The organism is Litoribacter ruber, from assembly GCF_018500185.1.
GTDB lineage: Bacteria > Bacteroidota > Bacteroidia > Cytophagales > Cyclobacteriaceae > Litoribacter > Litoribacter ruber.
In genome coordinates this window covers 19,758-43,782 of the sequence record NZ_JAHBGI010000016.1, presented here as the reverse complement: position 1 = coordinate 43,782, position 24,025 = coordinate 19,758, and the positions used below count along the sequence as shown (strand labels likewise).

Below are 24,025 nucleotides of genomic sequence, written 5' to 3'. Positions count from 1 at the left end.
GGAAAGCAGTGTCTGTAGCCAGTCCCGACATTTCAAATATTCTGGGAGCATAATACATGATGGCATTTATACCGGAAAATTGATTGAAAGTTGCCATCAAAAAGACCAACAAAATCGGCTTTAGATATTTTCCCTGGAAAAGATTCTCCTTTTTAGTTTTACCCTTCAGCGACCGTCGGATTCTTTCCAAAGTTGTTTGAGGGGAGACATCGCCTAGCAACCTGAGAACAAGCACTCCCTCTTCCAACATGTTGTTTTCGATCAACCATCTTGGGCTTTTCGGAATCTTGAAAGTTAATCCTAGAAATAAAATCGCGGGGATCATTTCAATTCCCAACATCCACCGCCAACTTTCCACTTGGATATACATGTTAATGAAATAATTGGAGACAAAAGCCAATAAGATTCCCAAGACTATATTAAACTGAAACAACCCAACCAATCGGCCTCTATAAGCAGATGGAGAGATCTCAGAAATGTATAATGGGCCGATCACCGACGATGCCCCCACACCAACTCCACCAATAAATCTAAACAGAATAAACCATTCCCACACACCTGTAAGTGCACAGCCCAAGGCCGAAATAGCATACAGAAACCCAATCGCTATCAGTGACTTTTTCCTTCCAAAATGCTGAGCTGGTAGGAAGGCTAAAATAGCACCAACCACCGTACCTATTAAAGCAATTGAATTGGTAAAGCCATGGGCAAAAGGGCTTAAATCAAAATATTTCTTTAGCCCCTGCTCTGCTCCGGATATAACAGCGGTGTCAAAACCAAACAATAATCCTCCCAGACTGGAGGCAAGTGCCCCCAGCAGTAGAAATTTAGAAAGCTTCATGATTAAATTATTTATCTAAAGGTAATAGGCTGGTGTCCGCGATTAATAATGCCGCACCAAACACCCCAGCACTGTCCCCCAGTTGGGCTTTTAAGATCGGGGTATCAAACTCATGGTTGAAAATCATATCCTTCAATACTTCTGACGTGTCGGTATAAAGGGCGTCAATGTGGCTCACACCACCACCCAATACGATCACATCAGGATCCACAATATTGATTACCACACTTAACGCCTTTGCAAATCCATCCAGTAACCTTTTAATAGTCAATTCTGCAAATTTATCTACCCCTTGCAGGTGAAGATGGTATATTTCCTTCAGTGGTTTATAGTGCCCACTTTTTTGTTTATAAAACTCTTCCAAAGCCGGACCTGAAATAATCTGCTCATTACATCCCTGTTTGCCACAGTAGCATAGCTTTCCCTCTCCTGGATACAAGTAATTGTGTCCCCACTCTCCTCCTATCCCATGCTTACCCTGAATTACATGTCCATTTACCACCAAACCGCCACCAACTCCAGTACCCAATATTACCCCAAAGACTACTTTGGCTTCAGAATAGTGAGATTTAACTATGCCCAATTTGGTCTCTGCCAAAGCAAAACAGTTGGCATCATTGGCTAGGACAATGTCCACCTCCAAGGTGTCTTCTAGATCTTTTTTTAGATTTCTTCCATTGATCACCGTTGCATTACAGTTTTTCATCTCTCCAATTTTGGCAATATAGGTTCCTGGAGAAGCCAACCCAATGACATCAGGTTTCCTTCCAGTCTTTGCCTGCAACTTGCTAAATAGAAGTTGAAATTGATTCAAAATATGCTCATAGCCCAAATGGGCCTCGGTAGGCACACGAATTCTCAATAACTCATCCGGCTGTTCAAATGACTTCAATACTACACCCTCAATTTTTGTCCCGCCTAGGTCTATTCCCCAAAGATTTTCCGCACCGAAAATACCCATTTCTGCTTCCATTAAGTCCAATAAAATATTTGTTGAAAAAAACCTGCTTACTTTTTATCCCAAGTAACCACTCCTACCATACTATCAGCAGTGCCGTAGTATAGATACCATGTGTTTTGAAAAAGAACCAACCCCTCTAGAAAAGTCGTACCGTCTATGTATTGCCCGGATTTTTCGAAATCTTTTTCAGGTTTTATGAATGGGTCAGCAGTCCTATCGAGAAGTTTCCAAGGCTCATCTATATCGTACAGAGCTTGCCCCCCAGTGTATACCCGGTTTCCAAGTTCGGACACTCCGATTTCATTTGAATTGCCAGCATTGTAAATTACCACGATTCCATCTTCAGTGATCACTGGCGGTGGGCCGGCCTCCACTAACCACGAGTCAAAGTATCCGGGGCGTGGACTAAGCACAGGTACAAGGTTGCCTTCATGGTTCTCTACAGGCTGCCAATTGATTAAATCCTCCGAACTGGCCAACCAAATGTGAGGCACACCGTAATACATCCAATACTTCCCGTTTCTTTTGGCAGCAACGAGTTTCCCATCCTTTACCTCTGTTACAATTGCTCCCGATTTGGTTTCCATATCATGGTATTTCCCTTCTTTATAATCCCTGAAGATTGGCCCATGCTTATCCCAGGTTTTCAGATCCTTGGAAGTAGCCACAGCCAGGCGGGGGTATTCCCTGTTCCACTGGGTATAGGTCAACACATAGGTCCCATCCTCGGTCTCGACTATGCGAGGGTCTTCTGTTCCCCCTGTCCATTCAAACTCTCTCTGGTTATCATCAGTAGGATAAAATATGGGTTGCGGCTCTCGGGTGTAGTTTAATCCATCTTCTGAAGTGGCCAAACCTATCCTAGAGGTATGCCCTCCAATCTCCTTTTCCCCCAACTTTTCCTCAGCCCGGTATAAAACCTGGATGCTACCATCTTTTACGATTGCCGCAGGATTGAAAGTAGCCATGGACTCCCAGTTGACATTTCGTCCGGTCATAGGATCCTCAAAGGAGGTATCCGCTCTTGGTTCAATAATCGGCTGTTGGTTCTCGGCCCTTTCAAATGGCCCCATCATCCACAATTTTTCCTGAGAAAATCCCGGAACAGCAATAAATGCCGTTACCAGGCAGGCCATTAAAGTTGTTTTGATATTCATGTCGTTCTTCTTAATTAGTCTAAAGCTGCAAACCGTGGTTGCAACTCTTAATTTGGTAGTAAAACCACAGGGGAGCTCCCCCTTTGGGCATGCACAATTTAGGTCTAGGTGTAAATTTTAGTAGCCGGGATTTTGAGTGATTTGACCTCCCGAACGATCAACCTCCTCTTGAGGAATAGGATACAAGTAATGGTGATCCTGAAAATTCTTCCCCATTGCTGACAGAACATCATCCGCTATATTCCATCTCTTCAAATCATTAAACCTTTGGGATTCAAAACCAAGCTCCACTCTCCGCTCATTTATTAGAGCCTGGAATGCTTCCGCTTCCCCAAATCCTCTTCCACTATAAGGAGCTAGTAACCCCTCTCCCGGGAAATCAGCTTGAGCATGGGGTGTATTTCTCGCCCTGGCCCTAACCTCATCTATCACTTGTAGGCCACCTTCAATATTACCTGTACGGATCAAGGCCTCCGCTCTCCATAGCAATGCATCGGCATACCTGATATAAATCTTATTGCCCGGGGAGTCATCATTGCCTTTATACTGTCCATTGGTCGTACCTAGCAGCTTGTTGGGGTTGCGCCCCTCCACATCCACAGTATAAAACAAGCGGGGATCCCCTGGCTCAAATGCCCCCAAGAAATCCTCGGAAGGCGCCACAAACCCCCAACCCATTAAAGCTGCAAGGCCATTACCTCTGCCCGGATTTCTTGCTTCCTGGTGGTCATAGGCAAATATTACCTCGTTTTCATTAAACTGCTGGGATACATCGAATGCGTCAAAGTAATGGGTATTAAGGGAATAAAAACCATAACCATCCAGTTCATTCAGGTGAAGTAATACGGCATTATAATCTTCCTCAAACAAAGCTACCTTAGCCTGCATGGCTTTGGCGGCTCCGATTGAAACCCTCCAAGGCTCGGTAGGTTGGGAATATTTGGTCTCGGGAAGCAACTCTACAGCTCTTTCAAGATCCTGCTTGAGAAAAGCCCAAACCTCAGCCTGGGAGGTGCGAACAGATACTTCATAGGCGTCCTCAAAACTCTCCAAAGGAGCGGTGATTAAAGGCACATCCCCAAAGTTATTTACCAAATCAAAGTAGCTAAATGCTCTCAAAAAAAGCACTTCTCCCAATAACCTGTCCCTAAGACCTGGTTCCAAGTTCAGGTCATTCATTACCTCCTGGTTTTCCAGGATTTCAATTGCTATATTGGCACGGGAGATTGCTTCATAGTTATAGCTCCAAACACCATTAAATGCCCCATTGATTGAAGTAAAATTGAAGGCTGCCACTTCATCCATCCAGGCTTGATCCCCATCCGGATTCCATTTTTTGATCATATCCCCTGCTGCCATATCATAAACGATAAAATCATTTCTCACTACCTTGCCACCAGTCCAATCCCAGTCCCCAATGATATTTAGGGTTTGTGAGTATAGCTGATACACTGAGTTGACCGAAGAGGTGATGGATTGTTCAGTAGGATCAGTACTGATCTGGTCTTGCGTGATCAGCCCTATAGGCTCTTTGTCCAGGTAATGATCACAAGCCCCCAAGCCAAGCAACCCAGACACTATTCCGATTTTTATATAATTTCTCATGGATTCATCTTTAGATTTACAACATTTAAAAAGTCACATTCACACCCATCAGATAGGTTCTGGCCTGTGGGTAAGTACCCATGTCCATGAGTGCCGTAGACTCTGGATCCAATCCCGTATATTGGGTGAAAGTCAACAGGTTTTGACCAGATAAATAGAATCTGACATTGCCATTTCCCGTAACCCTATTGGGTCCCAAAGAGTAGCCTATTTCAAGATTCTTCAGGCGTAAATAAGAGGCATCTTCCACGAAAATGTCCGACACCCTGCTACTTCCATTATCTGTGAAACTCACTCTGGGAATGGTGTTGGTCGATCCTTCGCCGTTCCAGCTATCCAGTACCCTTTCGGTGTAATTGAAAGGTCGTGTATCATAGTCAATGATTTTTTTCAGCTCATTGTATCTCTCCACACCCTCTACCCCTTGAAATAGCACATTGAAATCAAATCTCCCGTAGTTTCCTCCAAAATTTAATCCATAGGAAATCCTGGGATTTGGGTTGCCAATAAAATCTCGATCATTATCATTTATTACCCCATTGCCATCCACATCGACAAACCTGATATCTCCGGGTTGCTGTGGTGGATTAGGTGTGCCGTGCAGGTGATCGTTGATTTCTTCTTGATTTTGATAGATTCCTTCCTGTATAAATCCAAAGTAGGAATTCAGCGGAAAGCCTCCCTGAATTCTACTCACAGGGCCGGTAATGTAAGGTAGATTGGGATGAAGGTGATCCACCCTATTATTTAAGGTTGCCACGTTACCATTTACAAAATACTTGAAGGCATGATCGTTGTTTCTGTAAGCAACTGCCAGTTCCAGACCTCTATTGGAAACCTGTCCGGCATTTACAAATGTAGGGGAAACATCTCCCACCACTTGAGGAAGAGAGATCGGCAGAAGAATATCAGAAGTTACTTTTTCAAAATAATCCATGCTGACAAAGAGCTTGTTTCTGAATAGGCCTAGATCAAACCCAATATTGGATTGTGTGGTAGTTTCCCACCTCAGATCCTGGTTTCCATATCGGGATATTAAATAGCGGTCGGCATCTCTTGTAAACAATGTCAGGTAGGCATAATTAGGAATTTCTTGATTCCCCTGCTGACCCCAGCTACCACGCAGCTTAAGTTCCGAGACCACATCACTTGTATTCAAGAAGCTTTCTTCTGATATCATCCAACCTGCAGAAACTGCCGGAAAGTAGCCCCATTTATTGTTCTCAGCAAATCTGGAAGATGCATCAGCTCGGAGTGTAGCCGATACCATATACCTGTCTCTATTGACATAGGTAGCCGAACCAAAATAGGAAAATAAAGCCCATTCTTCTGCCAAGCCGCCATTCCATAAATCTCTTTCTGTACCCCCAAAATCCAAATGCCTGAAATTAGGAGAGCTGAAGTCAAAGCGCATTCTGGAAGCGTTCATGAATGAAGAATTGTGGGTAATAAATTCGGTGCCCGCTACTGCATTGATATAGTGGTTCCCTATGGTTTTGTCATAATTAACCGTGTTGTTCCAAGTGAAAGTAAATTGCTGGCCTCGAGATTCGGTAAGTCCATCAGGTCTGTTTAAGCGGCCCATGCCTCTATCCACTTCTGCTCCTCCCCCATCATCATCTCCAAAATTGGGTGAGAAAGCCTTGTTGTGAAAAAAGTTAACATCTGCTCCAAAGTTGGATCTAAACCTCAAGCTTCCATCTTGGAGAATATTATATTCCCCAAATACATTTCCAAACGTCTTGAAATTCGTAAGCTTGTCATCTGTCAAATGGGCAAGGGCAATAGGGTTTTGACTAAACTCATACTTGCTGCTTTCAAAATCATTGGGTCCTCTATAAAAGGGTAGATCAGTGTAGGGATTTCCAGGAGTATAAGTCGGATCCGAAGGATCTTTATATACCGGTATAATCGGAGGTCTGAGAAATGCATGCCTGATAATTCCCGGTGCATCACCGCTAGAAGATATCCTATCCTGGTTGGTATAGGAAAGCTGTAAATTCGTACCTATGGTAATTCTATCGTGAACGTCAGAGGATATGTTGGTTCTCAAGTTGATACGTTGAAATCTATCGTTGTCAGATACTACTATCCCATCTTGTGAATAATAACCTGCCGATATCAGGTATCTGGTCTTGTCATTGCCTCCTTGACTGGAAAGTTGAAGATTGTGGGTTCTACCCAATTCAAAAAGTTCATCAAGCCAATCTGTGTCACCAAAGTCTTGCCTATTAAGATCTGCGGTGTAGGGATTGGTCCCAGAATACCCGGCATTGTTCCATGCCCGCTCCACAGTATTCATATACTGGTTTGCATTCAGCATTCTTGGTAAATTGGCCACTTGCTGTATGCCCCCAAAATAATTCACGTTGAGTCCTTCATTGACTTTCCCGCTTTTGGTCGTTAGTACAACTACCCCAGCTGAGGCTCTTGAGCCATATATAGATGTTGCGGCAGCATCTTTCAACACGGTCATGGATTCAATATCTGCGGGATTGAGAAATGCAATCTCTCTTGTAGGGATCCCGTCCACAATATACAGTGGGTTGTTGTTTCCAATTGTTCCGGCTCCCCTGATTCTGATTTCTATCTCATCGCCTGGCGCACCTGTACTCTGGGTCACCTGCACACCCGCTACCTGGCCTTGCAGGGCTTGTGTCAATATGGGGACTCTTCTGGCCTCCAGAGCTTCTACGTCTACTGAAGCCACGGCACCTGAGATTGTGGCACCTTTTTGGGATTTATATCCCATTACAATAGTTTCTCCCAACTCCGATACGCTCTCGGTGAGCGTAACATCCATCACCTGCCTGTTAGCCACCTGAACTTCTCTGGTTGCAAACCCAACAAATGAGTAAACTAAAATAGCTTCCGGGTTGCGAAGATCTATTGAATAATTACCGTCCAAATCTGTGATGGTACCATTGTTGGTTCCTTTTTCCAATATGGCCACTCCAGGCAAAGGCTCCTGGTCCGATTCGCTTACCACCCTTCCGGTAACTGTAAACTGCTGTACTTGCTCTTGCTGAAATGATGCTGCCAGCAAAGGCTCTTGAATAAATATCCCCATTAGGCTTATAGAGGACAAATAAAGACATTTTCGCAAAATGCCAGACCTGTAGAGATTCATAGGCTCATATGATTTTGGGTTAAATTGTAAATTAGTAAAACGATTTACTAACTCTTCCAAATAAATGCCTTCCACTATTGTCAGTAAAGGCATTTAATTCTTTAGTAAAACGATTTACTAACCCAAACCTACTCGATTATTTTTAAATTACAAAACCTTTTATCAGAAATTAATTTGAAAGACAGTATTTTTTTATCCTAATTTCTTTCGGTTGATTTCCGGGGTATCACGGTTCCACTAAGAGACTTCCGGATTCTAATCGTGTTATCTTCCGGGTGTCCCAGTAATTTTAATGTACCCTTGATCAGTTCTTTGGCAAGATCAGCCACTGGCTGGGAAACGACACTAATGGAAGGGGTATGCAGTTCAAAAAGTTCTCTATCATCAAAGGTGGCCACCCCCAATTGCTCTGGCACCTGAATTGATTTTTTCCGTAAAACCCTAAGCCCTGCAATGGCCAGGCTGTTTGTCGCAAACAAAATGGCATCAATAGCTGGATGGTCATCGAGAAATTTTTCCAATTGGTCATTCCCCTGTTTTTTTCCGACTGCATTGAATTTAATAAGCAAACTCATTGGGTGCGGCACCGCTTCCAGATACCCCTGATGCCTTTCCTGCATGGGGGAAAGGTTAGACTTCAAACCTACAAAGCCAATATTCTTAAATCCTTTTTCCTTCAAAAATTCCACGGCATTTTTGGTGCTGTTGACATTATCCAGGACTACATAATGGTGATCCAGGTTGTGAAAGTGCCTATCGAAAAGGACTACCACTTTCTCCTCCTCTATCAGTTTTTTGGTTTCTGATTCAAAATTTTCTGGAGGGGTAATGATAAAGGCATCCACATCTTTATCTTTAAAAAACTGTAACAGCTCCAACGCCCTTTCTTTTTTATTTTCTGTACTGCAATAGATAATTCTATATCCATGCTTAAAAGCCAACCCTTCCATCTCTTTGGCCACAGTGGAAAAAAACGGATCAGAAATATCTTCTGCCATGAAAACAATGGTTTGGGATTTGCCAGTTCGCAGGCTTTGTGCAGAAGAGTTGGGTCTATAACCTACCTTCTCAATGTAATCTTCCACTTTTTTGATCACCTTATCACTGATCCTGTTTTTGGCTTTACCATTGATCACAAAGGAAACCGTAGTAATAGAAATCCCCAGTTCCTTTGCAATATCCTTGATAGAGACTTTCTGCTTTTCGCTTTTCATGCGCCGATCCAAAATTTAAAAATTAACCTGCCCAATGCCCAGGCTACTTGAAGTAAAGATAACACAAAAAATTTTTCTACCCCCTTGTGCGAATGTGTTCTGACTTCACATCCCTGAGTGGAGAGATAATGTACCACCGCAAAGAGTTGAAGAAGCGCAAAGGGAATTAGGTAAAAAGAAGTGAGTGAAAAGTAAATAAGTCGGTTGTCCTGGGAAGAAGCTCTCCTCGCCGCTTCGCGGTTTCTAAACCCCTAAACCAGGCCGCAGGCTGAATAACCTTNAATTAGGTAAAAAGAAGTGAGTGAAAAGTAAATAAGTCGGTTGTCCTGGGAAGAAGCTCTCCTCGCCGCTTCGCGGTTTCTAAACCCCTAAACCAGGCCGCAGGCTGAATAACCTTCTAAACTACGTAGGTTAGAAGTTTATTCCCCGATCATCCCTGCGGGGATCGGGAGGTTTAGGAGGTTAGGGTATACGCCATCCCCACCCTGACCGGCGGTTATTATATCGGCCGGTCCTAACGGAGCTGTAGGCAACGCCGCGCCCTTTGCGCAATCTCTTTGCGCTCGTGGCGTGAAACCAACGCCTCATCCTCCTCGTCGCTTCGCGGTTTCTAAACCCCTAAACCAGGCCGTAGGCCGAATAACCTCCTAAACTACGTAGGTTAGAAGTTTATTCCCCGATCATCCCTGCGGGGATCGGGAGGTTTAGGAGGTTAGGGAATAAAAAGGTGATGGGCTGAATGGATTAACGGATTAACGTAAGCTACTTCCGCTCCTTAATCCATTAATCAGTCCAGAAGGGAATCCAGCGCAGCTATTCCCTTCTGGACCTTAAACCTTTAACCCAACTTCGTGTTTCCTACTTAGTCTTGGCCTCGGCTTCGCTCGGCCACCGAGGAAGCTTGAAGTGATAGACCCAAACACATGATCCTCGGCGGACTGGGCTTTTGCCTGCTCCTTTTTCTGACACTAGGCATGGATGCCCTGATTCCCATCCTCCTCCTTCCCCTCCTACTGGTATTCCTGGTCCTTACCGGCAGATTGGCCCGCTGGATCACCCATGGGAATCGCGGTTATTATACAAAAAGGAAGAAGTAAGCATTTATACCTGCAGTCAAAAGGGACACTGAGTAGCACTGAGTTTTAAAGGAGTTTCACAGAGACCTCTATGAGCATTATTTTTCCTGGATTCAAGAAAGTGTGAAATTTTTGTAAATAAACTAAATGCTGGAAATGATGAAAAGAAAAAACACCTTAATCCTTCTTGCAATCCTATCGGTTTTCGGCAGCATTGGGGTTTACAGGTACTTGAATCTGGATATTAGGAGCCTTTCCTATACCCAGGGCATAGAGGTGGACAGTTTGAATGGCATACCTGTTTACCACCATGAATGGGGCAAACCCAGTGACAAAAGGAGAATTGTTAATGGTTATAACACTGGGCTCGAATTCCAGTGTGTGGAATTTGTCAAACGCTATTACTTCCTGAACCTTGGGCACCGGATGTCTAACCCCTGGGGCCATGCAAAGAGCTTTTTCCAGACAGGCCTTCCCGATGGGCATCTCAACAAGGAGAGAAACCTAAAGCAATTCACCAACCCCAGCTCCCATAAGCCTGCAGTAGACGACCTCCTAGTCTTCGCCCCCACCCGCTTCAATCCTTACGGCCACGTAGCCATCGTAAGCGCGGTCTCCGAAAACCACATCGAAACCATTTCCCAGAACCCCGGGGTTCTCAAAGGCACCAGGGAAAGAATTTCGCTAAAACAAAAAGACGGTAAATGGGTGATCGGGAATAAGAGGATCATGGGGTGGTTGAGGAAGTAGTGGGAAATTAAACAGCAATACCAGCCATAACGCCTACCTTGGCCTCAATTCGTTTATTTTCTTAAATTTGGGTCAATAGACAGACCCTTTTATGCAGCCTCCCAAACCGTCCATCCCTATCCATCTCATAAAACACTTATTCAGATGCCGTGAGGACATATTTGCTGTCCACTGGAAAAAAGGCAGCAGGGAGGGATATTCACCGGCATACCACATTGATCCTTACCGCTATAGACTGCATAAAATGAAAGGCGGGACCTTCCAGAATTTTCAGGAAAAGTCTTACAAGGCTTTGACGGATGAGCAAATTTTGGGGCATCTGTCTGGTCAACAGTTGATTGGGATCTATCCCCTGCTGACCGACAACACCTCATTTTTCCTGACAGCGGATTTTGACAAAAAGGATTGGGTCAGCGAATCACTGGCTTTTATGGAAGTCTGCAAAAAACACAACATCCCTGCTTATCTGGAGCGGTCAAGGTCAGGCAACGGCGCACATGGCTGGATTTTCTTTGACAGGGCCTATCCTGCCGCTAAGAGCAGAAAAATCTTCCGGCACTTCCTCGAACAGGCTGGAGGTATCTCCATTTTTGAAAAAAACTCCAGCTTTGACCGCTTGTTCCCCAACCAGGATTTTCTGTCGGGAAAAGGTTTTGGAAACCTTATTGCCCTGCCCTTTCACCATGATGCCCTGCTGAAAGGGAACAGCTGCTTTGTGAATCCATCATCACAGGACCTGGAACCTTATCCCAATCAAGGTGAGTTTTTGGCCTCTATACAAAAAGCGGAAACTTCCGCCTTGGACATTCTCTTCAACTCTCTTCAGGAACAAACCGCCCCTGCTCCCCAGACAAACGATCCTGTTAAACTTGAAATCAGGCTGACAAACTCCATAAGCATGAAGAAAAACCTACTGCCTGTATTGCTGAGAAAGCATCTGATGGATGAGCTGATTTTTACCAATACGGAGTTCTTCGTCAAAAAGAAAAGCGGGAGAAACACCTACAAGACACCGCCTCATTTTAATTTGATCGAGGAGGACCAGGATTGCATTCATATTCCTAGGGGATATATTGGAAGGTTGATAAGGTTTTGTCAAAAAGTGTCAGTTAGTCATAAATTCTATGATGGAAGGGTGAAACAAAAAGAGGTGGCCTGGGAGGAAAGCATTGAATTGCGGCCCCACCAGCACCAGGCCATTGAGGCTAGCAGAAAGAAAGACTTCGGGATCATCGTTGCCCCACCGGGATCTGGAAAGACCGTAGTGGGCTTAAAAATCATTGCAGAAAAAAGACAGCCCGCCCTGATCCTAGTCCATAGAAGGCAACTTTTTGATCAATGGACAGAGGGAATATCTTCTTTTCTAGGGATTCCTTCCTCCGAAATCGGCAGGATCGGTAACGGGCGTACAAAGCTGGGGAAACAGGTTACAGTGGCAATGATCCAAAGCCTGGGAAAGATCATGGACAAGGAAAAAACCATTGCCTTTTCCAATTCCGTCGGTACCTTGATTGTAGATGAGTGCCACCATTTGCCGGCCGACACATTCAGGGAAATCTTCTCCCGCCTAAAACCTTATTTCCAATATGGACTGACCGCTACCCCTTTCAGAAAAGGCAATGAAGGAAAGATCATCATGGTGCAGCTTGGGGAAATCATCTCTGAAATTCCAGCCACGGAAATTTCCAATTACAAGCATCCAAAAGTGGTCATCAGAAACACCCAATTGAAACTGCCCTACAACCCCAAAACTGATGAGTTTGAAATCCTTTCCAATATCCTGATCCACAACCTTCAAAGAAACGAGCTGATTGTGCGTGATGTCATCAAGGAAATCACCAATGGCCATAGAGCCCTGATTATCACTGAGCGGACAGCCCATATCCACACCCTAAACCAATTGTTAAAGTCACAATTTGAAACCATAACCCTTAGTGGTGAGGATTCTGATACAACCAAAAAATTAAAATGGACGACCTTAAAAGAAGGAAATTTTCAGGTACTCATCACTACAGGTCAGTATTTTGGCGAAGGGTCTGATCTTGACAATATATCAGCTTTATTTTTTGCCTACCCATTTTCTTCCAGGACAAAGTTAGTCCAATACATAGGAAGGGTTCAGCGGTCCTCCATCACCCCAGTAGTGTATGATTTCCGGGACCAGAACATCCAGTATCTGGATAGGATGTTTTTAAAAAGAAACACGTATTACAGAAAACTGGGTAGAGAAGTCAGCTTGTTTGAGGATCATCAAATTGAAATTTCTGATCATAAACTGTTTAAGTTTGAGAAAACAGTGAAGGTCAAAATTGAGGATTTGGAGTTTCATTTTGGGGCAATTTCTTTTATTTACCAGATACCCGAAATAGGGGTTGAACTGGATTTCGAAGTGGAAAACGATGATTTGAGACCGGAATTCAATGTACTCAAGCCGTACTTTTCCAGGATTCTAAAAACCAAATACATCACCGCCGAACTATTTGCCGAATTTGAAGACAATGTGCTCGTAAGCCAATCTGCCGGCTCCAAGGATGTGGAAAAAATCAACCAGGAGGTCATTGAGAGTGTAAAGCTGAATCTTGTAAAACAGTTTATACAAAAGCCTTACCCAGCACCTCATACCAAAACACTTTTGGACCTTGATCATTTGCATGAAGACAAGGTTGAAAGTTTATATTCTTCCGAAGCGGAACTACTCGAAAAGGCCATTGCAGATCAAAATGTACTCCACTCCCGCCAACTGAAATATCTGGCCTCCAAGCATCAGGAAAAACTGATGAAACTGAAATTCACCCTCCTCCCCTTCTCCTTTATTTTCCTACTCAAGGGGGAAAGACAATATCATCTTGTATTGGAAACTCTCGACACGGCCGAAGCAACATACATTTGGCATTTGGATAGGCAAAGGGGATTGGAACAGGCACTCGAGCACATTGAAAAAGACCTGACCTTCATCCGGAACCACGGCCGGCAATCCTTCCTAGAAACCCAGCCCTCCAACTTTTCCAAAATCACCCATGAATACACAGGTGATCGGAAGGGGTTTATTACCTGGAAGACCCTGCTGGAGGAGCGATTGGTTTAAGGTTGGTTCAAGACTTCAGTCTTGGACCCTCTAGGACACCGGTCTCCCGACCGGTGATTTATTTACTTATCAAAACAGCTAAGGATAAATTAGCAAAGAAAACAACTTAACATCGTCCCCAAAAATACCGTAAATGAAGTATTGTGGAGCTTATATAATGTAGTATTTTTGTATAATGAAAAAGGATAAATTGATAACAGGAATAGAGATTACTCAACAAATGAGCAGGGCCAGAAACATTCTGAACAATCAGGTCCTTCCAAAAGAGGAACTCTTTCAGATCAGGAAAAAAGAAGGAAGGCTCAGTCCTGAGCTTTTGAACAAGTTAAAGTCCAATGCCTGATCTGACAATTATTGCCGGGTGCAACGGCGCAGGCAAATCTACCTTCTCTGCCTCTTTTTTACCTGAAGGGTTGACCTCTTTCGATTATGACAGATTGTTCTTAGACTATTACAATAGCCTCCCTGACAGCGAATTAAGAGAAGAAATAGCCAGAAATAAAACTACTGAAAATTTTGAATCATCCATCCAAAAAACTTGGGCTAATAACACCGATTTCTGTTATGAGACAAATTTTGATTCACACCCCTTATTCTGGCCCCAAAAATTTAGAGAAAAATGCTACCAAATTAACCTGATATTTTTTTGCCTGGACAACCAAGAAATCGCAAGACATAGAATTCAGGTACGCACCGAGTTCAAAGGCCATTTCGTCGATAATACAACTATAGATTTGAGATGGAAAGCAGGTTATAAAAATGCCAACTTGCATTTCAGGTTCTTTGACAATATCCTTTTTGTAGACAACTCAACACAGAATGAGATATATACCAACCTTTTGCAAATTGAAAAAGGAGAAGTTGTATTGATGGCAGAACAACTTCCTGATTACTTTAGACATCGCTTGCCGGATATTTTTGATTTATTGGAGGATGGTTAAACTGAGTTATATCACTCCACCAAAAGGATCGTTCATCTCCTGTTTGTGCACCACTGATCTTGGGTCTTTGACTCCGATTGTCTCATAACTCTGCCTTAGATCCCTGAAAGAAGTGGCCTGCTTTTGCCCACTGGCTATGCTTCCCCTTCTACCAATCCCACAGCTTAGTAAAAGTTGGAAGCTCTCATTCTACGCTCTTCACCACCCAGATTGCTTTTCCCGGAATTTTGCCAATGCGCCGAATGGGGAAACCTTATTCACCAAATGGCAAGGCAAAGGGCTACCGAAAGCTGCCCATATAAAAATAAAATCAAAGAATTGATCTTATTTACTATAAAATAAGCATTTAAGTCCCAATCGAATTTCTTATCTGAAGAAATTGCTGCAGGTTGGATTTCCTCGGCAGGGATGGCCGATGTCGCCCCGGTGGGCTTTAGATATTCCAATGGTTCAATACATTTTCAGGTTGGCCTACCGGCCAACCCAAGGGAGAGGTCGCACCTTTGGAGCTGGGCTAACCACATAGCGGTGTAAACCTACTTTTCAAAGCCCCTTATCCATCCACCGTTATTCTTACAAACCCCATCTCATCCTCCACATTGATATATACCCAGAGCACTCCATCTTTAACGAAATATTTGGAAAGTGAAACTGGAGAGAGTTCCGGAATGGGGGTTTCTCCTATGAGCTCAAAGTTCTCATCGAAAACCGTCAGGTAAATTTTAGACTCAGTCATTTCAGGGAGGACCCTCCTCTCCTGTTTTTCACCCTCATACTTAAAGGAACCTGAGAGTCTAACATATCGCCTGTTGTATGAATCCCAAACAGGAGGTCCAAAAGCAACCTAGCCAAGGTAAGATTTAAGGATTTCAATCCGGTCTTCGAATGAATTGATCGGATCTCCTTCATTGGAAATCACCACCTCATTGGGAGTGTAGGCTGACTCATAAGTAACTGTAATTAACTCATTTCCCGCAGGATTGTAAACGTAAAATTCATTGACATACTCATGGGAGACAATTACCTTATCATCCTCACTTTTTATAAAAACTCGAGGGTCCCATTTATTGTAATTGGTTAAATCACCCAAGGTATAGCCTTTATAAAATCCCTTTGGATCTATGTTGAATGTGGATATACTTTTTTCCCCGGCGTCTAATATTTTTAAGGCCACGCTATTTTCATGGTAATTAGCAATGAGGGAAAAAAACAAATCATTAAAGTTGCGATTCGTCACCTGTTGGTAAAAAGTTTCTTCATCGCCAATTCTCCCGTTTTCGATGGTTACATCAAACCAATCCACCTGTCTTGTCAGTTGGCCGTTCATGTTATATATACCAGCTTTTTCCCCGGTAAGGAAAAATTCGTTTTCCCCCAATGCCTGAAGTTTTGAGACATAAGACCCTGTTCCGTCCGGACCTTCTTTTTCCAAACCAATACTCTTTATCCACTCCTGCTTGTTTAAATCAATATATTCAATGCTGTGAGCGTTTCTGTTATAGTTCAACAGAACTCCCCCATTGTAGTCTGAAAAATGAAGGTCATATTCCAGAAACAAAATCTCGTCTTTACCATCAATCAGGACGGTATCAGTCCTGTATTTAATGGGGAACCCATCCTCCTCCATCTCAACCCTTCCACAGGAGGAAATCAGAGCCGTAGTTGAAAAAAGAAGGACGGAAACCAAAAAAACTTTACACTTTATCATTTTCAAGTAAGTTGGGGTATATCAAATAATATTAATCTAAACTTACCCTATTCCTCTTAATCCTGAAAACTTGGCGCCGGTTTTAACTTATATTAACTTACTAGTTTACTTACCGTAGGTAACATTACGCCCAACACCAAACTTCATCCGACAGCAAACCTAATTTGCTGTTCATGCTTTGAGGTGAAGATGGATTGCATGCTCCATAAGTAGCCGGACCTTCCTTTACCCCTCACCAGATTTTTGATAAAGGAAGGGGATTTAGGGACTTCATAGGGCAGCCTGGACTTCCGTCTCTACCTATTAATCCTCTTCAATTTCATTCCATCCCTAAAGTCAATATATTTTTCAGTGGCTATGATAAAGATGGAATACACGGTTATCAAAACCCCGAGAAATAAGCCAAAAATCTTTAGCCCATTAAGCTTTTCAATGTTGGAGAGGATTAAAAAAAGGATATAACCTAATACAAAAATAAAGGGTGTTATAAGGGTAACTTTACGCATGATGACAGACATAATTAACAGACTGAAAGAACTTTATTTATAAATCCACCTGCTTCAACCGGTGGGAATAGGCCATCCAGCTTTCCGGCTTTAGCCGCAAGATGCATGACTCTCCCTTCCTGAATGTACAGAAGCAGAGCACGACTTGCCCAAATAAGCTAATAAATTTTGAGAAAATATAAAAAAATCTTCTCCATTGAAACCGCTGTGCGAACATCTCTGGATTAGCCCCATGGAGTGTAGAGCCTCCGACTCGAAAGATCGAAAACGGGTCTGCGAAGCCTGCCCCCTCGGCTGCGCCAGCTCCTTAATCCATTAACCAGTCCAGAAGGGAATACAGCGCAGCTATGCCCTTCTGGACGTTAAACCATTAAACCAACCCGTGAAAAGGTTGATGGGATTAACGGATCAAGGGATTAACGTAAGGTACTTCCACTCCTTAATCCATTAATCAGTCCTTCAGGGAATATAGCGCAGCTATTCCCTGAAGGACCTTAAACCTTTAAACCAATCCCTGGACGTTGGGAGTCATTTTCGCCGATCCCTTCGGCTTCGCTCAGGGACCGTAATTTGTGGGGGGAATGGAATTTCTTCGACTCTAACGCCGCGCCTTTTGCGCATTCTCTTTGCGCTCGTGGCGTGAAACCAACGCCTCATCCTCCTCGGCGCTCCGCGGTTTCTAAACCCCTAAACCAGGCCGCAGGGCGAATAACCTCCTAAACTACGTAGTTTAGAGGTTTATTTCCCGATGACCGCTTCGCGGATCGGGAGGTTTAGGAGGTTAGGGAATAAAAAGGTTTAAGGGTTGAATGGATTAATGGATTAACGTAAGGTACTCCAGCTTTTATAGGCCTCGTGCTACTCTTAAGAGTCAAGCCTTTTCCACATCTTAAAATTTAGCAGCTCAACTCCCTTTATGGTCACCAATTGGTGTGATAATACATTAAAACCCATTTTCTCAAAAAATCCCTTTGCAGTTAAACTGGCCTCAACATCCAATTCGGAAACTTCTCTTTCTTTTGCCAAAACTTCAATTTCTTTTACCAAGGCATAAGCAATACCCTTCCGCTGCCAATCCTTATGGACAAATAAATGATCAAGAACTTTATATTGTTGTAATGAAGCGAACCCTATTATTCTATTTTCGGATTCTGCTACGGTAAATATTTGGCTGCTAAATTTTTCCTCCCATCGTAAGGTATTGGAGGCTGAGGAAGTCCAAGCAGAGATTTGCTTTTCGGAATAATCATTTTTACAACTTGCTATAATGGTTTCCACAAATAGTTCTCTCAAGGTTGACAAATCCCCAAGGTTAGCCCTTCGAACAATAATTTTATCCTGCTCCATAATTGTAGAAATTATATCATTTATATCCAACCAACCTCCCGTTTCCATTTCTCCATCTCATTTTTCCTTGCTTCTATATTATCAGGCGGGATTTGATTTTCTTGAGCAGCTCGTTTTCTTATAATGTCGGTTTGTTCCTCTAAAGTATTGAGCCCGATGGCCTTTCTCCTTTCATTGACCAGAATCAAATCATCATAATGATTAGGGTGTAATTCCCCGTTTGGCCCCCAATCAAACTGGGTCCCAAAAAGTTGAGGCTTATTTTGAAGTACGGCAATTCTGTCTGTAAGGAAAGCCAAGTGTATGGGTTCTGCCTGACCTTCTTCTACGGCAGTTTTTAGAAGTTTTTCACATAGCAAAATCAATTGAGGCTGATCTATAGCATGTTGAATAACCAGCCAGGTGGCCTCATTTGCCTCTTCTCCCACTTTTTCAATGGTCGGATAGCCAATCTCCGAAATTATTTCCATCAAAATGTCTCCATTTATTTTATGAAGGGATCTCATTTCCTCATTGTACCCTTGAAACAGCTTCCCGCTCTTTACAAGCTTTTCCCTTAACTTCAAATCAGCTTTTTTAAGCCCAATCAGTTTGGCGGATATATCAGGTAACTCCATACCGTTTATACTGGATTAAATCTAATAAGTTATGTCCGTAGTCATTGATAAACCCATATAGGTCACCCTCATCCCTAACCCACCCCGCTGGCGGCCATGGCCACCAGCGGGGGATCTACTTTCTAACATCTACCCATACGCTCCCATCGCTTGCTCTCTGGAAGGCGGACGAGAAACCAACGCCCCATCCTACTCGGCGCTTTGCGGTTTCTAAACCCTAAACCAGGCCATATAACCAATTTACTTAACAGTTTGAAAACCTATCTGGCCGATGTTTATTTAAGATGCACTTATTTTATTTTTCATTTTAACCCCTTGCACCTTTTTCCAATTGGAAAACAATAACCAATAACAAACAATGGCCAGAAGGGATGTAATAATCCCAGCAAAATTGTTACCATATAACCAGTATCCTGTGGTGAAAAGGGTGCTATACACCGCAACTGAACCAAGCACCATCAGTCCTATTTCCAATGGAAGCTGGCCTCGCTCAGATTCAATATCGGGATTACTGATCAAGAACTTCCTCCATCCAATTGAGGCTGGCCTTACTAGATTATAAAATCTTCTTAAAACATAATTGTCTTCAGGTTGGGTTAAAAAGGTAACTGTCAACCAAGAAATGGTTGTGATCAATACACCGATAACCAATTTTTCATGACTCAAAAGCGGGGCAAGCCTTAGTTTATCATGAATCAGTTCAAAGTAAATAGCCACTAAAAATGATACGACCATCCCGGTTATTTCGGTATAAGAATTAATCCGCCACCAAAACCATCTCAAAATGAATATTAAGCCGGTTCCGGCCCCGATCTGTAATAGGATATCAAATGCCTGAAGGGCATTAGACAATTCCAAAGCTAGAAGAGCCGCTAGCCCCATTAGAAAAACAGTTGACACCCTTCCTACAAAAACCTGGTCTTTGTCAGAAGCTTCAGGTTTAATAAACCTCAGGTAAAAATCATTAACTATATAAGAACTACCCCAATTTAGATGGGTAGATATGGTTGACATAAAGGCGGCAATTAAGGATGCCAATACTATTCCCAGTAATCCTGCCGGCAAAAAAGTCAACATTGCTGGATAGGCCAGATCATCATTTAGCTTATCTTCAGGCAGATGAGGAAAAGCACTTTGAAGATCGCTAATTTGTGGAAATATTATTAAAGAAGCTAAAGCAATAATGATCCATGGCCAAGGCCTTAAAGCATAATGCGCTATATTGAAAAACAAAGTGGCCCCCATGGCATTTTGCTCGTCCTTAGCCGATAGCATCCGCTGAGCAATGTAACCTCCCCCACCCGGTTCTGCCCCTGGATACCAGGTAGCCCACCACTGAATGGCAATCGGCATTAGCAATAGAGGAATTAGGGTTTTGCTGTCTGAAAAATCAGGAAGCAGCTGTAACTTACCTGCCACATTAGGATGAGAAAACAGGTTGTGCAAGGACCCAATTTCTGGTTGTTGTAAAATATACCAAGCTGCCCCAAAGGATCCGGCAATTGAAATAAAAAATTGAAAAAAATCCGTTAGTAATACGCCACGCAAGCCACCCAATGAGCTGTAAATGACTGTTATAATGGATGCAATCAACATGGTTTGAATCGGTGTTAAACCTAGCATGACCCCTCCAATTTTAATTGCCGCCAGAGACACTGTGGCCATTATTACAACATTAAAAAAAAAACCTAAATATAGGGCTCGAAATGCCCGAAGGAAAGCAGCAGGTCTTCCTCCATACCTGATTTCATAAAATTCAAGGTCAGTGTTAATTTTAGATCTTCGCCATAGCTTGGAATAAACAAACACTGTCAACATTCCTGTTAACAAGAAAGCCCACCAAACCCAATTTCCTGACACCCCATTTTTCCTGACTATATCTGTCACCAGATTTGGGGTATCTGATGAAAAAGTAGTGGCGACCATCGATACCCCAAGAAGCCACCAGGGCATATTTCTGCCCGATAAAAAAAACTCTTTTGCATTCTTTCCAGCTTTTTTGGAAGTATAAATTCCAATTGACAGTGAAAGTATAAAGAAGCTTGCGATAATAGCCCAATCCCAGAAACCAACCTGCATTTTTAAAGATTTTATAGAAGTTCAATGAATTTTATTTCAGGCGGTGTGCCTGATGTTGAAAGATTAAATGATGAATTTAGCGGAGTATTGGGGTGGAAAAAGCCTCCATTCCGTAAATAAAAAGATTTTCCTTCAGTCCCTACCTCAAAGTCTAACCTGTACTTTCTTCTTGCAATATCATCACCGGTAAATTTTCCTTCAGTTAGAGGTTTCCATTCCCCATCACTAGATCTAGCCCACTGATTTTGATATAGGACTTTCCTTTCCATATGGCCATTTCGGTCGATGAAATTTTCCAAAAACGAATGGGGCCTTTTATACCACGTATCAGTTTGTGGTCGTAAAAAACTTGCCACCAGCTTCCATTTCCCGATCTCGGGAGCAAAGAAATAGGCGGTATAAATTGTATTCCCATTTCCATCAGGCTTAACCGAATTTAGAAACTTGTACGTTTGCCCAGCTTTCCAATCAAACACCAAGTAACTTTGACCCCCTGAACCTTCATTTCCAAATTCGCCTGTATTTACCTCCTCTCCTTTTTTTAAGAGCAATATTTTCTGATCATCAGGTATATCTTCGGGGTTGTCCGTTTGAAACGGACTCCATACTGAAAAAAGGATCCTTCGCTCTTCCCCGGAATTCACCTGCATCCCAAAATACCCTTCGCCAAACCCATTTGCCATAAAATAGGATCCAATAGGATCTTGGTTTTCGGGCACAGTCATTTCATTATAAAACCATTCAAAATCTGTTTCCTCTGGCAATGAATAGGTCATATGAACTGAAGGACCTCGGCGACCCCAGTAAAATCTGTTATCTTCATTATCCTTTACAAAGGATATATCGACATTTTCACTTTCAGGGAAAAGTGAAATAGATTCAATTGAAGGGAATCGAGAACTTGATTTTCCCTGAATCTTTATAGAAGAATAACCTTTAGCAAAATCAAACTCTCCAAACTGTACATTTCGAGAAGAGGCTGAAGATATTTCTTTTAACTCCTCTTGCTCACCCACCGACATACTGATTACAATAGATTCTTGAGGTAAGTCTTGGAAGTGCAGCGCAATACCGGCCTTAACCGGTTGGGTAAAATGTATAAAAGTTTCAAATTTGGTTTTTTCATTTTCCCACTCTTGAATTCCTTCATTTGTTATTTTTGCACCATTTGCCTCTTTTGTAATATAGGTGTTCCCTCCCATAGGAATTTTTACGCCAACCTCTACCCCATCTTCCTGCGCTACATCATTTAGCTGACATTTAGTAAATGAAAATATCAATAAGATTAAAACAACATATTTATTCATAGCTTACCTGTAAATTGAAACGGAGCACCCTAGGTGCTCCGTTTATATTAAATATTATCACGGATTTTGGGTCAGTCCTTCATGTATCAATAATTGCGTTTCAGGAATGAATTCGATAATGGCATTGTCCTGATAATTAATTTCAAAAATGGGGCTGCTAGTGGCCAAATGGGTACCCGGATAGCGTCTATCCATAGTCATTCTATTTCTAAACACATCAATTTTCCGATGGCCTTCATATGCCAACTCAAGGCGTCTCTCATCCATCACAACATCTAATACCGACCTGTCGCCTATGTTGCCCAAAGTATAAAGCCCATCTGGTAGAATCCCTGCTCTTTCGCGTATAATATTTACATCATTTAGAGCTTGGTCAAAATTTCCAAGTTTGGCATTTGCTTCAGCTCTATTTAAGTACATCTCGGCTAATCTGGAGACTACTGGGGACCACAGGTGAACTTGATCTTCTTGACCAGAGGCTTTTAGAATAAAATATTTTGGAAAGCCATTCCTCACATCTAGTTGATTATCGATCAACACTTTCTTTAATCCTTCAGATGTGTTGATATAATAATCATACCCCCTTGCAGATTCTTCCTTTACCAAGGCTGAAGTCTGCCCATCCCTAGTATAAAAATAATCGTCACCTTCCTGAGTCACTACTTCCCATCTATAAGTATAGTCGTCATCCACATATATGGCCCATAAAACATCTTGATTGACGACCGCAGGCGTGATAAAATCATTTCTCACATCTTCTGGGTATTCTCTCAATTTCTCCAATAGGGTACGTGAAGCATACATTTCTCCCCATCCTGTCCCTTGGATATTGGCATAAAGGGACCCCACAGTAAACCAACCATTATCTGGATAATCCGCATCTCTCACAAATCTAACAGCGAAGATGGTCTCTGAATTTTGCTCGGGAGTCATTTTGATATAATCTGGTAACTGACTGGTATTTACCAAATTGAATCGACCTGAATTTATTACCATGTCAGCATATTCAATCGCTAAATCATTTTCTTCTTTATAGAGGTGAAGTCTAGACAGCAATGCCCATACAGATTCTTTAGAAGCGTAAATGTTTGACTTGGTTTCAGTAAACAAACTTTCTGCTTTAAGCAAATCCGCTTCAATTTGATCAAATACCTCTCCTACACTTGCTCTAGGGGGATGGTTGAGATGGTCCCCATCAATTTTTATGGGCACCCCCTGATTATCACGCCCTTGGTTATAAGGTCTGCCAAAAATACTTACTAAAGAGAAGTGCATCAGAGCACGCATGTAGTAGTTTTCAGCCAACAGTTGATCATTCGTAGCAGAGGATCCCTCTTCCAAAGCTTCAATCACTTTATTATTGCCTACTATTATTTGGTAACTGCTTCTCCAAAAGCCAGCAGCTCTAGATCCATTTGGAATTCTTTGATAATTATAGGAGAAAAAAAGCGGGTCAGTAGTTGTACCACTCAGGGAGACATTGTCGCCCGGATATTCATATAACCTATGCCAGTTTTCCGTCCATGCCTTCATTCGACTATAATTACCGAGGGTTGCAGACTCTGCACTACCCTCTGAATTGCTAAGATCTTCCGCAGTGATGGCATCATAAGGAGACCTATCAATATCGCAGGCATAGAAAAGGCTTGCAATTATAAATACATATAAAATTTTTATGGAATTATTTTTCATGGCTAGCAA

The 24,025-nt window shown here is 42.6% G+C and carries 16 protein-coding genes and 1 pseudogene; 4 read left to right on the top strand and 13 right to left on the bottom strand.

Going from position 1 to position 24,025, the window contains the following annotated elements:
- The 6 genes from KIH41_RS16545 to KIH41_RS16520 all read right to left on the bottom strand — a co-directional run.
- Positions 1-841, bottom strand: an 841-nt coding sequence (locus KIH41_RS16545) for an MFS transporter (RefSeq protein WP_214163104.1), incomplete at its 3' end; no start/stop codon positions are given.
- Between the two features lie 7 nt (positions 842-848).
- The gene (locus tag KIH41_RS16540) at positions 849-1,814 is read right to left on the bottom strand and encodes an ROK family protein (protein ID WP_246539197.1); all 966 of its coding nucleotides are present in this window, start codon (positions 1,812-1,814) and stop codon (positions 849-851) included.
- A gap of 35 nt (positions 1,815-1,849) precedes the next feature.
- Complete coding sequence (locus tag KIH41_RS16535; protein ID WP_246539195.1) at positions 1,850-2,959, bottom strand: glycoside hydrolase family 130 protein; 1,110 nt, start codon at positions 2,957-2,959, stop codon at positions 1,850-1,852.
- Positions 2,960-3,076: 117 nt separating this feature from the next.
- Positions 3,077-4,564, bottom strand: a complete 1,488-nt coding sequence (locus tag KIH41_RS16530) for a RagB/SusD family nutrient uptake outer membrane protein (RefSeq protein WP_214163103.1) — start codon at positions 4,562-4,564, stop codon at positions 3,077-3,079.
- 25 nt (positions 4,565-4,589) lie between these two features.
- Complete coding sequence (locus tag KIH41_RS16525) at positions 4,590-7,634, bottom strand: SusC/RagA family TonB-linked outer membrane protein (protein WP_246539194.1); 3,045 nt, start codon at positions 7,632-7,634, stop codon at positions 4,590-4,592.
- A gap of 257 nt (positions 7,635-7,891) precedes the next feature.
- Positions 7,892-8,908: a LacI family DNA-binding transcriptional regulator gene (locus KIH41_RS16520; RefSeq protein ID WP_214163102.1), complete on the bottom strand. Its 1,017-nt coding sequence runs from the start codon at positions 8,906-8,908 to the stop codon at positions 7,892-7,894.
- A gap of 1,232 nt (positions 8,909-10,140) precedes the next feature.
- On the opposite strand from KIH41_RS16520, the gene KIH41_RS16515 reads away from it, so the two are divergent.
- From KIH41_RS16515 to KIH41_RS16500, 4 genes are all read left to right on the top strand, one after another.
- The gene (locus tag KIH41_RS16515) at positions 10,141-10,734 is read left to right on the top strand and encodes a CHAP domain-containing protein (RefSeq protein WP_214163101.1); all 594 of its coding nucleotides are present in this window, start codon (positions 10,141-10,143) and stop codon (positions 10,732-10,734) included.
- Positions 10,735-10,825: 91 nt separating this feature from the next.
- The gene (locus tag KIH41_RS16510; protein ID WP_214163100.1) at positions 10,826-13,819 is read left to right on the top strand and encodes a DEAD/DEAH box helicase; all 2,994 of its coding nucleotides are present in this window, start codon (positions 10,826-10,828) and stop codon (positions 13,817-13,819) included.
- 175 nt (positions 13,820-13,994) lie between these two features.
- Positions 13,995-14,162, top strand: coding sequence for a hypothetical protein (locus KIH41_RS16505; protein WP_214163099.1), 168 nt, complete (start codon positions 13,995-13,997; stop codon positions 14,160-14,162).
- Positions 14,155-14,760: a zeta toxin family protein gene (locus KIH41_RS16500; protein ID WP_214163098.1), complete on the top strand. Its 606-nt coding sequence runs from the start codon at positions 14,155-14,157 to the stop codon at positions 14,758-14,760. The genes KIH41_RS16505 and KIH41_RS16500 overlap by 8 nt, the downstream gene beginning before the upstream one ends.
- Positions 14,761-15,017: 257 nt before the next feature.
- Here KIH41_RS16500 and KIH41_RS16495 read toward each other — a convergent pair whose 3' ends face one another.
- From KIH41_RS16495 to KIH41_RS16460, 7 genes and pseudogenes are all read right to left on the bottom strand, one after another.
- On the bottom strand, positions 15,018-15,206 hold the full coding sequence (locus KIH41_RS16495; RefSeq protein ID WP_214163097.1) for a hypothetical protein: 189 nt from the start codon (positions 15,204-15,206) through the stop codon (positions 15,018-15,020).
- A gap of 107 nt (positions 15,207-15,313) precedes the next feature.
- Positions 15,314-16,387, bottom strand: a pseudogene (locus KIH41_RS16485) (DUF4221 family protein).
- 1,451 nt (positions 16,388-17,838) lie between these two features.
- A complete protein-coding gene (locus tag KIH41_RS16480) occupies positions 17,839-18,321 on the bottom strand; it encodes a GNAT family N-acetyltransferase (RefSeq protein ID WP_214163094.1) in 483 nt (160 codons plus the stop codon).
- A 20-nt stretch (positions 18,322-18,341) separates the two neighbouring features.
- Entirely contained in the window at positions 18,342-18,938 is a 597-nt protein-coding gene (locus tag KIH41_RS16475) for a DUF6624 domain-containing protein (RefSeq protein WP_214163093.1), read from the bottom strand.
- A 279-nt stretch (positions 18,939-19,217) separates the two neighbouring features.
- Positions 19,218-21,017, bottom strand: coding sequence for a sodium:solute symporter family protein (locus KIH41_RS16470; RefSeq protein ID WP_214163092.1), 1,800 nt, complete (start codon positions 21,015-21,017; stop codon positions 19,218-19,220).
- Between the two features lie 11 nt (positions 21,018-21,028).
- On the bottom strand, positions 21,029-22,324 hold the full coding sequence (locus KIH41_RS16465) for a DUF3472 domain-containing protein (protein ID WP_214163091.1): 1,296 nt from the start codon (positions 22,322-22,324) through the stop codon (positions 21,029-21,031).
- 57 nt (positions 22,325-22,381) lie between these two features.
- The gene (locus tag KIH41_RS16460; RefSeq protein WP_214163090.1) at positions 22,382-24,016 is read right to left on the bottom strand and encodes a RagB/SusD family nutrient uptake outer membrane protein; all 1,635 of its coding nucleotides are present in this window, start codon (positions 24,014-24,016) and stop codon (positions 22,382-22,384) included.
- Positions 24,017-24,025 lie beyond the last annotated feature (9 nt).